The organism is Klebsiella sp. MISC125 (assembly GCF_051131775.1).
GTDB lineage: Bacteria > Pseudomonadota > Gammaproteobacteria > Enterobacterales > Enterobacteriaceae > Klebsiella.
The window spans coordinates 5,951,844-5,964,298 of sequence record NZ_CP180448.1; the positions used below are offsets into that span (position 1 = coordinate 5,951,844).

General features: G+C 56.1%; 10 protein-coding genes. 2 read left to right on the forward strand and 8 right to left on the reverse strand.

All coding sequences use genetic code 11. The features are described 5' to 3' along the window. Window positions 1-67 precede the first annotated feature (67 nt). From ACMYSL_RS27865 to metE, 5 genes are all read right to left on the reverse strand, one after another. A complete protein-coding gene (locus ACMYSL_RS27865; RefSeq protein ID WP_434660792.1) occupies window positions 68-1,363 on the reverse strand; it encodes an anaerobic sulfatase maturase in 1,296 nt (431 codons plus the stop codon). A 40-nt stretch (window positions 1,364-1,403) separates the two neighbouring features. Beyond that, complete coding sequence (locus tag ACMYSL_RS27870; RefSeq protein ID WP_182235574.1) at window positions 1,404-2,126, reverse strand: GntR family transcriptional regulator; 723 nt, start codon at window positions 2,124-2,126, stop codon at window positions 1,404-1,406. A gap of 43 nt (window positions 2,127-2,169) precedes the next feature. Then, on the reverse strand, window positions 2,170-3,915 hold the full coding sequence (locus ACMYSL_RS27875) for a sulfatase (protein WP_434660794.1): 1,746 nt from the start codon (window positions 3,913-3,915) through the stop codon (window positions 2,170-2,172). Window positions 3,916-3,937: 22 nt separating this feature from the next. Further along, entirely contained in the window at window positions 3,938-5,353 is a 1,416-nt protein-coding gene (locus ACMYSL_RS27880; protein ID WP_182235572.1) for a PTS transporter subunit EIIC, read from the reverse strand. Between the two features lie 236 nt (window positions 5,354-5,589). Next, entirely contained in the window at window positions 5,590-7,851 is a 2,262-nt protein-coding gene (metE, locus tag ACMYSL_RS27885; protein WP_434660796.1) for a 5-methyltetrahydropteroyltriglutamate--homocysteine S-methyltransferase, read from the reverse strand. A 117-nt stretch (window positions 7,852-7,968) separates the two neighbouring features. Between metE and metR the strand changes: the two genes are divergently transcribed. Beyond that, entirely contained in the window at window positions 7,969-8,922 is a 954-nt protein-coding gene (gene metR, locus ACMYSL_RS27890; RefSeq protein ID WP_434660797.1) for an HTH-type transcriptional regulator MetR, read from the forward strand. Here the strand turns inward: metR and ACMYSL_RS27895 are convergent. From ACMYSL_RS27895 to pldB, 3 genes are all read right to left on the reverse strand, one after another. Then, window positions 8,810-9,709 (reverse strand): carboxylate/amino acid/amine transporter, encoded by a 900-nt coding sequence (locus tag ACMYSL_RS27895; protein WP_434660799.1) that lies wholly within the window; start codon window positions 9,707-9,709, stop codon window positions 8,810-8,812. The genes metR and ACMYSL_RS27895 overlap by 113 nt on opposite strands. Window positions 9,710-9,797: 88 nt before the next feature. After that, complete coding sequence (gene yigL, locus ACMYSL_RS27900; RefSeq protein WP_434660801.1) at window positions 9,798-10,598, reverse strand: sugar/pyridoxal phosphate phosphatase YigL; 801 nt, start codon at window positions 10,596-10,598, stop codon at window positions 9,798-9,800. Window positions 10,599-10,641: 43 nt separating this feature from the next. Beyond that, window positions 10,642-11,634 carry a lysophospholipase L2 gene (gene pldB / locus ACMYSL_RS27905; RefSeq protein ID WP_182235568.1) on the reverse strand — a complete coding sequence of 331 codons (993 nt, stop codon included), beginning with the start codon at window positions 11,632-11,634 and terminating at the stop codon, window positions 10,642-10,644. Window positions 11,635-11,742: 108 nt separating this feature from the next. Between pldB and rhtB the strand changes: the two genes are divergently transcribed. Further along, window positions 11,743-12,363: a homoserine/homoserine lactone efflux protein gene (gene rhtB / locus ACMYSL_RS27910; RefSeq protein WP_434660802.1), complete on the forward strand. Its 621-nt coding sequence runs from the start codon at window positions 11,743-11,745 to the stop codon at window positions 12,361-12,363. The last annotated feature ends 92 nt before the right edge of the window (window positions 12,364-12,455 follow it).

Consider the following 12,455-nt stretch of genomic DNA (forward strand, 5'->3'; position numbering starts at 1 on the left):
CTTTCACTATGTCGCTGGCGAGTGAATTGCATGATACATAGGGGTTTCTATAGACCTTCTGGCAACCTCAATGCTGCGCTCCGCAGCATTTTTTATATTTACGCCCGCTGCCGCACGGACAAGGGTCGTTGCGGGTAGCCGATTTCGGCTGCTGCTGCGCCTCTTTCGCCAGCCACTGCATAATCGCCGGAAGCGGATAGCCACTGTCCAGAAGCTGCCGCCAGACGTTCATATAAGGCGTCACGTGCTTGAAAAAGTGCTTATAGCCCGCGCACAGATAGTTGTGGCCAGGACGCCCGCTCGGCGAAACGGCAAAACGGTGCTTCGGACAGCCGCCATGGCAGGCAAAGCGGAACTCGCAGCTGCGGCAATCCGCCGTCAGCGTCTCTTTTTTGGCCTGACCAAAGGCGATGGCCTGTTCGCTATTGTTTAACTCACGAATGCTCTGCTGGTGAATATTACCCAGCTTATGTTCTGGATAAACAAAGTGATCGCAGTTATACAAATCGCCGTTCGATTCCAGCGCGAAAGCATGTCCGCAGGTTTGGGAATGCACGCACAGTACCGGCGGCTGACCGGTCCACGCCGCTAATGCAACGTCAAACATCTGCACGTAGACGCTATCGACGTCGCGTCGTACCCAGATATCGAAAATTTGGTTCAGGAATTCACCGAACTGCCAGGAGGGCACCGTCCAGGGCGCGAGCCTTGCCGCGCTCTCTCCCGGCAGCACCAGCTGCAGCGGCGACGAGGCGTCGCTGCTCATGCGCTCGACCAGCGGAATAAACTGCATATAGCGTGAGCCCGCCGCCAGCAGGAAGTCATAGACCTCTCGGGCGTGATCGACGTTATGCTTGCCGACCACCGTCAGGGTGTTGAACTCGACGTTATGCGCCTTCAGCAGCGCCATTGCCTCAACGACCTTATCGTGAGTTCCCTTTCCGGCGCGGTTGACGCGGTACTGGTTATGCAGATGCGCAGGGCCGTCTATCGACAAGCCCACCAGAAAACGCTGCTCGGCAAAAAATTGCGCCCACTCATCGTCCACCAGCACGCCGTTGGTTTGCAGGGCATGATCAATCTTTTTGCCGTTGGCGTATTTACCACAAAGCTCAACGACGCGGCGAAAGAACGCCAGCCCCATCATCGTCGGCTCACCGCCTTGCCAGGCAAAGGTCACCGCATCGCCAGACTGGGCCTCGATATGCTGGCGAATATAGTTTTCCAGTGTCTCGTCGGACATGCGCCAGTTTTTATTGCGTTCTGGATAAAGCGCTTCTTTTTCCAGATAAAAGCAGTAGGTGCAATCGATGTTACACACCGAGCCGCTTGGTTTTGCCATCACGTGGCAGCCATTGATCATGCTGATTTTCCCTGATTCGATGGCCCGGTATACTCTGCCATTAGTTATTCTCGACAACGTACTGATAGCAGCTGGCGATATGGCGGGCGATGGTGTATTCCACCAGCTCGCCACGATCGTTAAAGCCCAGACGGGTCTTCACCAACAGCGGCTCCCCTGCGGCAACCTGCAAAATATCGCAGTCCTGCGCGGTGGGCAGCTCGGCGGTAATCGTATCTTTATAGCCTTCGATGTTCTCGCCGCGCAGCTCCAGCGCGCTGTACAACCCTTCTTTAAACGCTTCTAACGTCAATTCGCCCAGACGCGGCGTTAGCCAGATGTAGTTTACCTGCGCGGGGAGTTCATTTTGCCGATAAATCGTGCGGGTGAGACGCTGAATTTTCTGCTCCGCCGGGAGAGCGAATGCCTGCGCCACGTCCGGCGGCGGCAAAAGATGTTCCAGTGTCAGATTGTGTCGCGAAATAGAGTGTTGCTGCTGGCCGTCGACCAGCCGGATGCGGGTCTTTACTCCCTGTTTCTCGGAGGTGCTGATGACCATCGTGCCGATACCGGCCTGGCGTTTTACCAGCCCTTTGGCAGCCAGTTCAGCCAGCGCGCGCCGCGCCGTAATGCGGCTGACGCCAAAAAGCTCTTCAAACTCGGCTTCGGTAGGCAGGACATCATTCTTCTTATAGGCCCCACTTCTCAGCTTCTCCAGCAGAATGTCGTAAAGCTGAGCGTATAAAGGCTTCGCACCGCGAGAATAGTCCAGTTCTTCTTTCATTAACTTGGCACTCCTGTTCCCCGGCCGAAGCCGGGGCTACCCCTTAATCAAGTCGCATTTCTAGCGCCATCTTATAGTACACGCTCTGATGCTGCTCCTCTGGAACATCGTTCTGCACGAAAGCCCACAAATTTTCCCTATCCCATGTTGGCTGGCAGGATGACTGAAGCTTCTCTGCGAGCGCATGCTGACCGCTACCTTCCAGATGCTGCAGCAGCGCAAACAGGCCGTAGCGCACCTGCGGCGCAAAGACGGCCAGCTCCGGCAGCAGATGCGGATCCAGCCCCAGCAGCGGACTTTGCGCATCATCCAGACCATAGCGCGCGTACAGCTCAGCGGGCGCATCGTTTTCCTGCATCATGCGAATCATCTGCTCCACTAGCCGCCGCGCGACCTGTTCATCACGGCACTGGGTTTGCTGCGTCGGGTCGGACTCTAAGTCATACAAACGATGACCAAAGCGATCGGCGCCGCGGGTCATCACCGACTCGGCGGGGATTTTCATCACCGGGCAGCCTTTGGTAAAGCTAAATGGCGGATGCAGCGTCGTCTCCCGCAGCTCCTGCGGCGTAAAACGGCGATTAATGCGCGTCGGCATCAGCGTGTATTCGTACAGGCCATCGATGCCTTGTTCAATGGGCGAGCGCATATAAACATAGCGACCATCGGTAATATTGATATGGCAGCCGTGATAGCCAAACAGGGCATAGTCACGCACTGGCGTATCGTCGCACAGCGCGGGAAGCAGCGACATGCCCTGCATATCCGCCGGTTTATCCAGACCGAAGCAGTCCAGCAGCGTCGCCGGAATATCAATTGTTTGCGCCAGCGCCTGGCGGGATTCGCCCGCACCGCCGTACTGCGGGTGCCAGATAAATAAAGGAATATTCGCCACTTCGTTATACAGCGGCATGATATTTTTTCCCCACCACTCGTGCTCACCGAGCAGAAAACCGTGGTCGGTATTGACGATCAGCATCGTATCACGCCACAGGTCGTAGCGATCCATATGATCCAGCACCTTGCCAACATACGCATCGACCATGGTTAGCAGCGCCATATAATACTTCTGGATCATGCTCTTGCGTTCGGCGCTTTCGGTAACAAAGTAGTACGGAGGCCAGCCGTCGAACTGCGAAGGATCGTCAATGCCGTACATCTTCAGGTACTTTTCCGGCACGAAAAACGGCTCATGCGGATCGAAACACTCCAGTTGTAAAAACCAGTTATCGCTGGCGTGGTTGGTATCAATAAACTCCAGCCCTTTGCCGATCGTCCGCGCCAGATGATGATCTTCTTCGTTGTGCATAAACTGCACGTTGATCTGATGCTGTACCCGGCTGGCGATCTTCCGCTGCTTGATCTCCTCCGGCTCGCCGGATTCGTAGCGATATTCTGGCTTATCAACGACGCCTTTCCAGGCGTCGCCTTCCTGACCACGCACAAATTCGTAGGTGCTGTAGCGCGAATGATAGGTCGCCCCGCCGTCGCGCCAGTAGTGCTTGTGGTCCGTCACCAGATGAGTGTGAATGCCGTTTTTCTTCAGCAGCTCCGGAACCGAATCATCGAACGGCTCGATCGGCGACCAGCCGCGGTGTAAAAAATTATAGCGTCCGGTATGCAACTCCCGGCGGGCGGGCATACAGGGCATGCTGCCGACGTAGCCGTTATCGAAACGGACCGTGCGTTCCTTCAGCCGCTGAAAATTCGGCGTAATCGCCCGATCGCTGCCGTAGGCCGACAGCAGGCGCTTATTCAGCGAATCAAACATCAACATAATCGCTTTCATGCTTTACTCCTTAATCCTTCCTTCACGCCGTTTCTTTATCGTAACCGCGCATTTTGCCAACGATGTAAGTCAGTACAAAAGCCGCGGCGCAGCCGACCAGCCAGGAAATGATGTACTGCAAATATTTACCGTCAGCGATGAGCGGCAGCGCGGATAGCCCGGCTGCGCCAACGCCGTTGGTCGAGACGCCCAGCAGCACCACCATCATTCCGCCAAAACCGGCACCGATGGAGCCGGTAATAAAGGCGAATCCGGCCGGAATATTGACGCCGAAAATGGTGGGTTCGCCTACTGCCAGAATGGAGGTTGGGATTGCGCCTCTAGCGATTTTCTTCATCACCGGATCGCGGGTCAGCAGCAGTACCGCCGTCGCCGCCCCGACCATTCCGGCATTGGACATGATCTGGATGGCGAACAGCGGCGCGTGGCCGGTGGCGTTGATCATCTCCAGGTGAATAGGGAACAAGCCGTGGTGCAGGCCGAGCGAAATCAGGAACGGGAACAGCGCCGAGAGCACAAAGCCCGCTGCGATGCCGCCGGTAGAAAGCAGGCCGTTCAGCCCATGCAGAATGCCGTTAGAAACCACGCCCGCCACGGGCATAATCACCAGCAGCAGCGCCGCAGCCATCACCACCAGCACAATAGTCGGCGTCACCACCACATCCACAATATCCGGCACAAAGCGCCGAACCTGTTTTTCCAGCAGGCACATTAGCCAGGCGCAGAGAATGACGCCAATCAGCCCGCCCTGCCCCGGGATCAGCCCCAGCGCGGTAATCTGCGGCACAATAGTGATCGCCCCCAGCAGGCCTCCCATCACCGCGTTGCCGTCAAACTCCTTCGCCGCCGTCACCCCGGTATAGATGGCGAGGAAACCGAACAGCGCCTTCGAGACGATATCGAGAAACTGGCTCACGCCCAGCATGTGCCGCTGGTCGAGTACTACCTGAGTCGGCGACAGATCCCCCAGCGCCGCGACGTGATGCGCCAGCGCCCAGGAAGCAGCGGAGTTGACCAGCACGTTGTTAATGCCCATCAGGATACCGGCCGCAATCAGCGACGGTAGAATTGGTACAAAGATATTGGCGATATGTTTGAGGATAACTTTAGTGCGGGTCTGCTTTTTCGCTTTCTCCCGCGCGAGCTTTGCTTTTTGCTCTACGCTGCTGAGCGGCGCGTCACCCGCAGGCTGGTCTTTCAGCAGCGCGTTAATCACATTCGCAACTTTGGTCGATTTCCCCGGCCCGACGATCACCTGCAAGGTATCGTCCTCCACTACGCCGAGCACGCCGTCGATACTTTTGAGCGCGGCGATATCCACCTGTGATTGCTCACCGATGGTCATTCGGACGCGGGTCATACAGTTGGTGACATGCAGCAAATTCGACAGGCCACCGCAGTGCTTCACAATCGCATTTCCCACCTGGTTGTAGTCCATACAGAGGTTCCTTTATTATTTTGGTGGCAATTGTTATAACAATATAATGTTATTACGTTTGTGAGGACGATCATAAAGGCGAATTAACGATCGTTTTTGGCGGGGGAATAATGAGAAAAGGAGGCCGAAGCCTCCCACAGTTTGATTTATAGCGTGTGCTGCATTTTGTCGGGTGGCGGCTAGAGCCTTACCCGACCTACGGGTTCACCATCGTCTGAGAGACGGGTAATTCTACATTACCCCTGACGCAGGTTCTGCGCGGCTTTGACCATGTTAGCCAGCGCGGCACGGGTTTCCGGCCAGCCGCGGGTTTTCAGGCCGCAGTCCGGGTTCACCCACAGGCGCTCTGCTGGGATACGCTGCTCCGCTTTCTTCAGCAGGGCTTCAATCCACTCCACGCTTGGGACGTTCGGCGAGTGAATATCGTAGACGCCCGGCCCGATTTCGTTCGGATAGTCGAACTCTTCGAACGACTCCAGCAGCTCCATGTCGGAACGCGAGGTCTCAATGGTGATGACGTCGGCATCCAGCGCGGCAATGGAATCCATAATGTCGTTAAACTCGCAATAACACATATGGGTGTGGATCTGGGTGTCATCCTGCGCCACGGCGGCGTTGATGCGGAAAGCTTCGACGCCCCACGCCAGGTAGGCATCCCAGTCGCTGCGCTTCAGCGGCAGACCTTCGCGCAGCGCCGGTTCGTCAATCTGGATAATACCGATCCCGGCGGCTTCCAGGTCTGCTACCTCATCACGCAGTGCCAGCGCAATCTGCTTCGCGATGGTTTCACGAGTCACGTCTTCGCGCGGGAATGACCAGCAAAGAATGGTCACCGGACCGGTCAGCATTCCTTTTACCGGTTTGTCGGTCAGCGACTGGGCGTATTTTGCCCACTCAACGGTGATCGCTTGCGGGCGGCTAACATCGCCGATCACTACTGGCGGTTTAACGCAGCGGGAGCCGTAGCTCTGCACCCAGCCGTTCTGGGTGAAGATAAAACCGTCCAGGTGTTCACCGAAATATTCCACCATGTCGTTACGCTCAGCTTCACCGTGCACCAGCACGTCCAGCCCCAGGCGCTCCTGCTCCACAATCGCCTGCTTGATGTGCTCTGCTATGCCGGTACGATAGTTATTCGCATCGAGATTGCCCTTTTTGAAGTCCAGACGCAGGCCGCGAATTTCCGTGGTTTGCGGGAAAGAGCCGATAGTGGTGGTCGGCCAGGCCGGGAGCTTAAAGCGCGCCCGCTGCGCTTCGGCACGCACTTTATAGGCGCTCGCGCGCTGGCTGTCCTCAGCGGTAATCGCCGCCAGGCGTTTTTCGATCGCCGCGTTATGCACGCGAGTCGAGTGGCGACGGGCCTGGATCGGCGCGCTCCATTCGGTAATTGCGGCAGTATCACCGCTGTTCAGGGCATCACGCAGCAGCGCCAGCTCGGCGCATTTTTGCAAGGCGAAGGCAAACCAGCTCTTCACTTCCGCATCCAGACGAGTCTCCACGCTCAGGTCGATCGGGCTGTGCAGCAGGGAACAAGAAGAAGCCACCCACAGATCGCGTTTACCGACGATGTCTTTAATCTGCGCGTATTTCTCGGTGAGATCGGCGCGCCAGACGTTGCGACCATTGATCAGCCCCGCAGAGAGCAGCCAGTCGGCAGGCAGACGTTGATGCAGCTCTGCTACGTCATCTTTACCGTGAACAAAATCAACGTGCAGACCCTGCACCGGCAGCGCGGTGATGGTCTCAAGGTTCGCCGTAATGCCTTCAAAATAGGTGGTCAGCAGCAGCTTAACCTGGCCTCTAAGCGCCTCATAAGCCGGTTGGAAGGCCGCTAGCCATTCCTGCGGCAGCTCGAGCACCAGCGCTGGTTCATCAATCTGTACCCACTCAATGCCGCGTTTTGCCAGCTCAGCCAGCACCTGCTGGTAAACCGGCAGAATATCGTTCAGCAAGCTCAGGCGGTCGAACGGCTCGCCTTTCACCTTACCGAGCCACAGGTAAGTGACCGGCCCCAGCAGAACGGGTTTGACCTTGTGGCCCAGCGCCAACGCTTCGTCCACTTCATCCAGCAGCTGAGTCCAGGTCAGTTTGAACTGCTGGCCCTTCACGAACTCCGGCACCATGTAGTGGTAGTTAGTGTTAAACCATTTGGTCATCTCCGCGGCGGCAGCCGGTTCACCGGTCGGTGCGCGACCTCTGCCAATGCGGAACAGGGTATCAATATCGACGGAGTCGTCTTTGTTCTGATGACGAGCCGGCACGTTGCCGAGCAGCAGGCTGGTGGTCAGAACATGGTCGTACCAGGCGAAATCGCCCACCGGCAGCAGATCAACGCCTGCCTGCTTCTGCTGATCCCAATGGCGAGCACGCAGCTCACGCCCAACCGCCAGCAGCTCTTCGCGGGAGCTGTTGCCCGCCCAGTAGCTCTCTTGCGCTTTTTTCAGCTCGCGACGCAGGCCAACGCGAGGGAAACCGAGGGTGTGATTCAGGATTGTCATGTTATGCCTCTTATGGAATTTTTTGTATTTAGCCATCCAGATGTTTACACATCCATAATTGGCAGTTACTGTATATTCCTCAAGCGCAAATTATTCATGCCGAAGTGAAGGACTTTCATGATCGAAATTAAACACCTGAAAACGCTCCAGGCGTTGCGGAATAGCGGTTCTCTGGCAGGCGCGGCTGCGGCCCTGCACCAGACCCAATCCGCCTTGTCCCACCAGTTCAGCGATCTGGAACAGCGCCTTGGCTTTCGTCTATTTGTGCGTAAGAGCCAGCCGCTGCGCTTTACCCCACAGGGAGAGATCCTGCTACAGCTAGCCAATCAGGTACTGCCGCAAATTAGCCGCGCCTTGCAGGATTGCAATGAACCGCAGCAAACCCGTCTGCGTATCGCCATCGAATGCCATAGCTGTATTCAATGGCTCACCCCGGCTCTGGAGAATTTCCGCACCCGCTGGCCCCATGTGGAAGTGGATTTTCAGTCCGGAGTCACCTTTGACCCGCAGCCGGGGTTGCAGCAGGGTGAGCTGGATCTGGTGATGACCTCTGATATTCTGCCGCGCAGCGGTCTGCACTATTCACCGATGTTTGATTTTGAAGTGCGTCTGGTGATGGCGCCGGATCATCCGCTAGCGGCAAAAACGCGGATTGCGCCTGAGGATTTAGCCACCGAGCTGCTGCTGATTTACCCGGTGCAGCGCGCGCGCCTGGATATCTGGCGTCACTTTTTACAGCCTGCAGGGATCAGCCCGCAGTTGAAGAGCGTCGACAATACGTTACTGTTAATTCAGATGGTGGCCGCACGGATGGGTATCGCTGCCCTGCCGCACTGGGTAGTAGAAAACTTTGAACGCCAGGGCCTGGTGGTGACCAAAACCCTGGGCGAGGGACTGTGGAGCCGGCTGTACGCCGCAGTGCGCGATGGCGAGCAGCGGCAGCCGGCCACCGAGGCGTTTATTCGCTCAGCGCGGAACCACGCTTGCGACCACTTACCGTTTGTGAGGAGTGCGGAGCGACCCAACGCCGATGGACCCATAGCGAGGCCAGGATCACCAGAGCTCCAATAATAAAGCTCGGCCAGCGGGGCTGCTCCTGCCAGATGGCAAGGTTCACCAGCAGCCCGGCAGGCACGTGCATATTGTTCATGATGCCGAGCGTACCAGCATCCACCTGGGTGGCACCGTAGTTCCACATAAAATAACCGATTCCCGACGCCGCCACGCCAAGAAAGGCCAGAATGCCCCACTGTAGCGACGTTTCTGGCATTTTCTGCGCGTTACCCATCAGAGTCCAGGCAACTACCGCCACCAGAAACGCCCCGATATAGAACCAGGCGAAAGCGTTATGTTGCGGCATCGGGCGCGTTTCCATCAGGCGCTTATAGCCCACCATCCCGATAGCGAAGCTGATGTTGGAGAGCTGTACCAGGATCAGACCGGTCCAGAAATGGTTGGTCACCTGGTCATAACGAATAATTCCTGCGCCAATAACCGCCAGCAGCGCGCTGCAGGCATAGCCCCAGCGCAGGCGACGTCGGCTCATGAGATCGTAGATTAGGGTGATGTAGAGCGGCGTCAGAACGGTAAATAGCAGGAGCTCAGAGACCGTCAAATAGAGGTAGGCGTGGAAGCTCAACATATACATGATGCCAAGCTGCATCGCGCCCACCAGCATATACAAGCCAATAGTTGTCAGGCTTTGTCCACGCGTACGCAGGAAGGGTGAAAACACCAGCGCCGCCAGGCCAACGCGCGCCAGCACCGCGAAATAGCTATCGACATGACCCGCCAAATATTCGCCGTACAGGCTAAAGGAAAAGGCCCACAGAATGGTGGTGATAATCAGTAGCGCCACAATGAATGTCTCGTAGATTAAAGAACACTCATTGTAGCGAAGAGGTCAGTTGACAACTGCTCAATTATAGAGCAGTTGTCAATCTTTTTTAGTCGAGATACAGTTTACGCAGATAGTGCGGTACGGCGTCATCGGCGTTGCTGCCGATCACTTCCAGCTCAGGATGCAGGTCCTTCAGGCGCTGGTGCGCGTTAACCATAATGCAGCCCTTACCCGCCATCGACAGCATTTCCGCATCGTTCATGCCGTCGCCGAAGGCGATGCACTCTTTCAGGCTATAGCCGAGCATTTTCGCCACTGCTTCCAGCGCATGACCCTTCGATACGCCGCCTGCCATCACTTCCAGGCAGGTCACGGTAGAGAAACTCACGTTTACGCGGTCACCCCAGCGCGCGTTGATCGCCTGCTCCAGCGGCAGTAGCTGCTCATGCTTATCACAGGTGAAAAAGACCTTGCTGATCCCCTCAGGGTCCAGCTCGCCCGGCTCATACAGCTTGTAGTTGAACACTGCCTCTTTGAAGAAACGCATCTCCTCAGGACGATGGCGGTTCATAAACCACTCATCTTCACGGTAAACGTTGGTCACAATCGCCGGATCGTTGCGCATCATCTCAAACAGGTCGGTGGCGATATCGCGGTCAAGGTTGTGAGCAAAGATCTGATTCCCTTCGCTATCGTGCACCCGCGCACCATTGGAGGTGATCATGTAGGATTTAATGCCGAGATTATCGCGAATTTGCCCAACATCAATGTAATGGCGGCCGGTCGCGAACACAAAGTTGATACCGCGTGCGGTAAGCAGCTTCAGCGTATCTTTAGCGTAGGGAGTTAAGCAGTGATCGGGGGAAAGCAGCGTGCCATCTAAGTCAGACGCAACAACCTGGTACATAAAAATTTTAACCTCTAAGCAGGGCGACTAGCGTTTCGCCAGATTAATTATGTCGACGGAAAAAATCGACGATAGCATTCAGCGCGACTGAGCGCAGGGCGTCCTTTTCAAAAAGGATCTCATGGTATGCCCCTTCTATGACAAACGGCTTATTCCCTTCACAGGGATGACCGGCAGCGGCACGGAGTTCACAGTAGCGATCGTGCATACGGTTATCAACCACCCGCTCTTCTTCAGCCTGGAGCAACAAAGTTGGCGTGACGTCTTTTTCTACCCCAGCCAACACCTCTTCGCCCGCGAGGATCCCCTCACGCACCCAGTGGAACGTCGGCCCGCCGACCCGCAGCTGCGGGTCATCGGCATAAAAACGCAGGTTGCGACGATAACGTTGACGGCTATGCGTCAGCACGTTGACCGCATAGGGCAACGCCCGCCAGCGGCCGGTACCGATGGCATACTCTTCGCGAATGCGCTGATGGCCCTCAGCCCAATCGAGAATATGGCGCACCATCCAGTCAGGAAAACGCATGACAATCCCGAACATCGGCGCGCAGAGCGCTATCGCGTCACAATGCTGCTGGTGACGCTGCAAAAATAGCGTCGCAATAGCTCCGCCCATCGAGTGAGCCAGTATATACCGTTTCCGCCAGTGCCCCGGAACCACTTCCTGTTGCCAGAATGCGGCAAGATCATCAACGTAATCGCTGAAATTGACGACGTGTCCACGGTGGCTATCAGAAAGCATCCGTCCGGAACGACCCTGCCCGCGATGATCGATAATCATCACATCAAAACCGCAATGGAAGAGATCGTAAGCCAGCTCGGCATACTTAACGTAGCTTTCAATGCGACCCGGACAGATAACAATCACCCGGTCATTACTTTTGGCGCAGAAGCGAACAAAGCGCACCGGAACATTATCCACGCCCCTGAACTCCGCTTCTTCTCGCTGACGCCAGAAATCGGTCAGTGGCCCCATGGTAAAGGCCGCGAACGCGTTTTCTCGTGTTTCCCAGTCCTTTTGCTGCAAAAACATCGGGCTTACACCCCTGATAACCGCTGAAAATCGTTTTTTTATCGTGCATCACACAATGCTTACACAATAGCGTATTGTGGCATAAAAACAGACAATCAGGGAGTTCTCATGACGTTCGAGTGGTGGTGTGCCTATCTGCTGACATCTATTATTCTCAGCCTGTCGCCGGGTTCCGGGGCGATTAATACCATGACCACCTCAATTAACCATGGCTATCGCGGTGCGGCGGCCTCTATTGCTGGTCTACAGACCGGGCTGGGCATTCATATCGTGCTGGTCGGCGTCGGTTTGGGTACGCTATTTTCCCGCTCGCTGTTAGCCTTTGAAATCCTCAAATGGGCGGGTGCTGCCTATCTTATCTGGCTTGGGATTCAGCAATGGCGGGCCGCGGGTTCAATCGATCTCAATACCCTGGCGAAAGCGCAAACTCGTGGGAAACTCTTTAAACGCGCGGTGTTCGTCAACCTGACCAACCCGAAAAGCATCGTGTTTCTCGCCGCGCTCTTCCCGCAGTTTATCGTGCCCAATCAGCCTCAGGTGATGCAGTACCTCGTACTCGGCACCACCACTATCGTGGTCGATATCATTGTGATGATAGGCTACGCGACGCTGGCCCAACGCATCGCGGCGTGGATTAAGGGGCCGAAACAGATGAAGGCGCTGAACAAGGTATTCGGCTCGCTGTTTATGCTGGTCGGGGCGCTGCTGGCTTCCGCCCGTCACGCCTGATGAATGGAATCACGCTCGCAATTTGAGGTTCACCTTGTGGACGCAGCAACACCGTCACTCGAGGGTGCACGCAAAGAGAGAAGATAATTCTT

What these genes read in the sequence shown, in the direction of transcription:
- ACMYSL_RS27865 (WP_434660792.1), bottom strand. Translation starts at nt 1,363, where the DNA reads ATGATCAATGGCTGCCACGTGATGGCAAAACCAAGCGGCTCGGTGTGT.
- ACMYSL_RS27870 (WP_182235574.1), bottom strand. Translation starts at nt 2,126, where the DNA reads ATGAAAGAAGAACTGGACTATTCTCGCGGTGCGAAGCCTTTATACGCT.
- ACMYSL_RS27875 (WP_434660794.1), bottom strand. Translation starts at nt 3,915, where the DNA reads ATGAAAGCGATTATGTTGATGTTTGATTCGCTGAATAAGCGCCTGCTG.
- ACMYSL_RS27880 (WP_182235572.1), bottom strand. Translation starts at nt 5,353, where the DNA reads ATGGACTACAACCAGGTGGGAAATGCGATTGTGAAGCACTGCGGTGGC.
- metE (WP_434660796.1), bottom strand. Translation starts at nt 7,851, where the DNA reads ATGACAATCCTGAATCACACCCTCGGTTTCCCTCGCGTTGGCCTGCGT.
- metR (WP_434660797.1), top strand. Translation starts at nt 7,969, where the DNA reads ATGATCGAAATTAAACACCTGAAAACGCTCCAGGCGTTGCGGAATAGC.
- yigL (WP_434660801.1), bottom strand. Translation starts at nt 10,598, where the DNA reads ATGTACCAGGTTGTTGCGTCTGACTTAGATGGCACGCTGCTTTCCCCC.
- pldB (WP_182235568.1), bottom strand. Translation starts at nt 11,634, where the DNA reads ATGTTTTTGCAGCAAAAGGACTGGGAAACACGAGAAAACGCGTTCGCG.
- rhtB (WP_434660802.1), top strand. Translation starts at nt 11,743, where the DNA reads ATGACGTTCGAGTGGTGGTGTGCCTATCTGCTGACATCTATTATTCTC.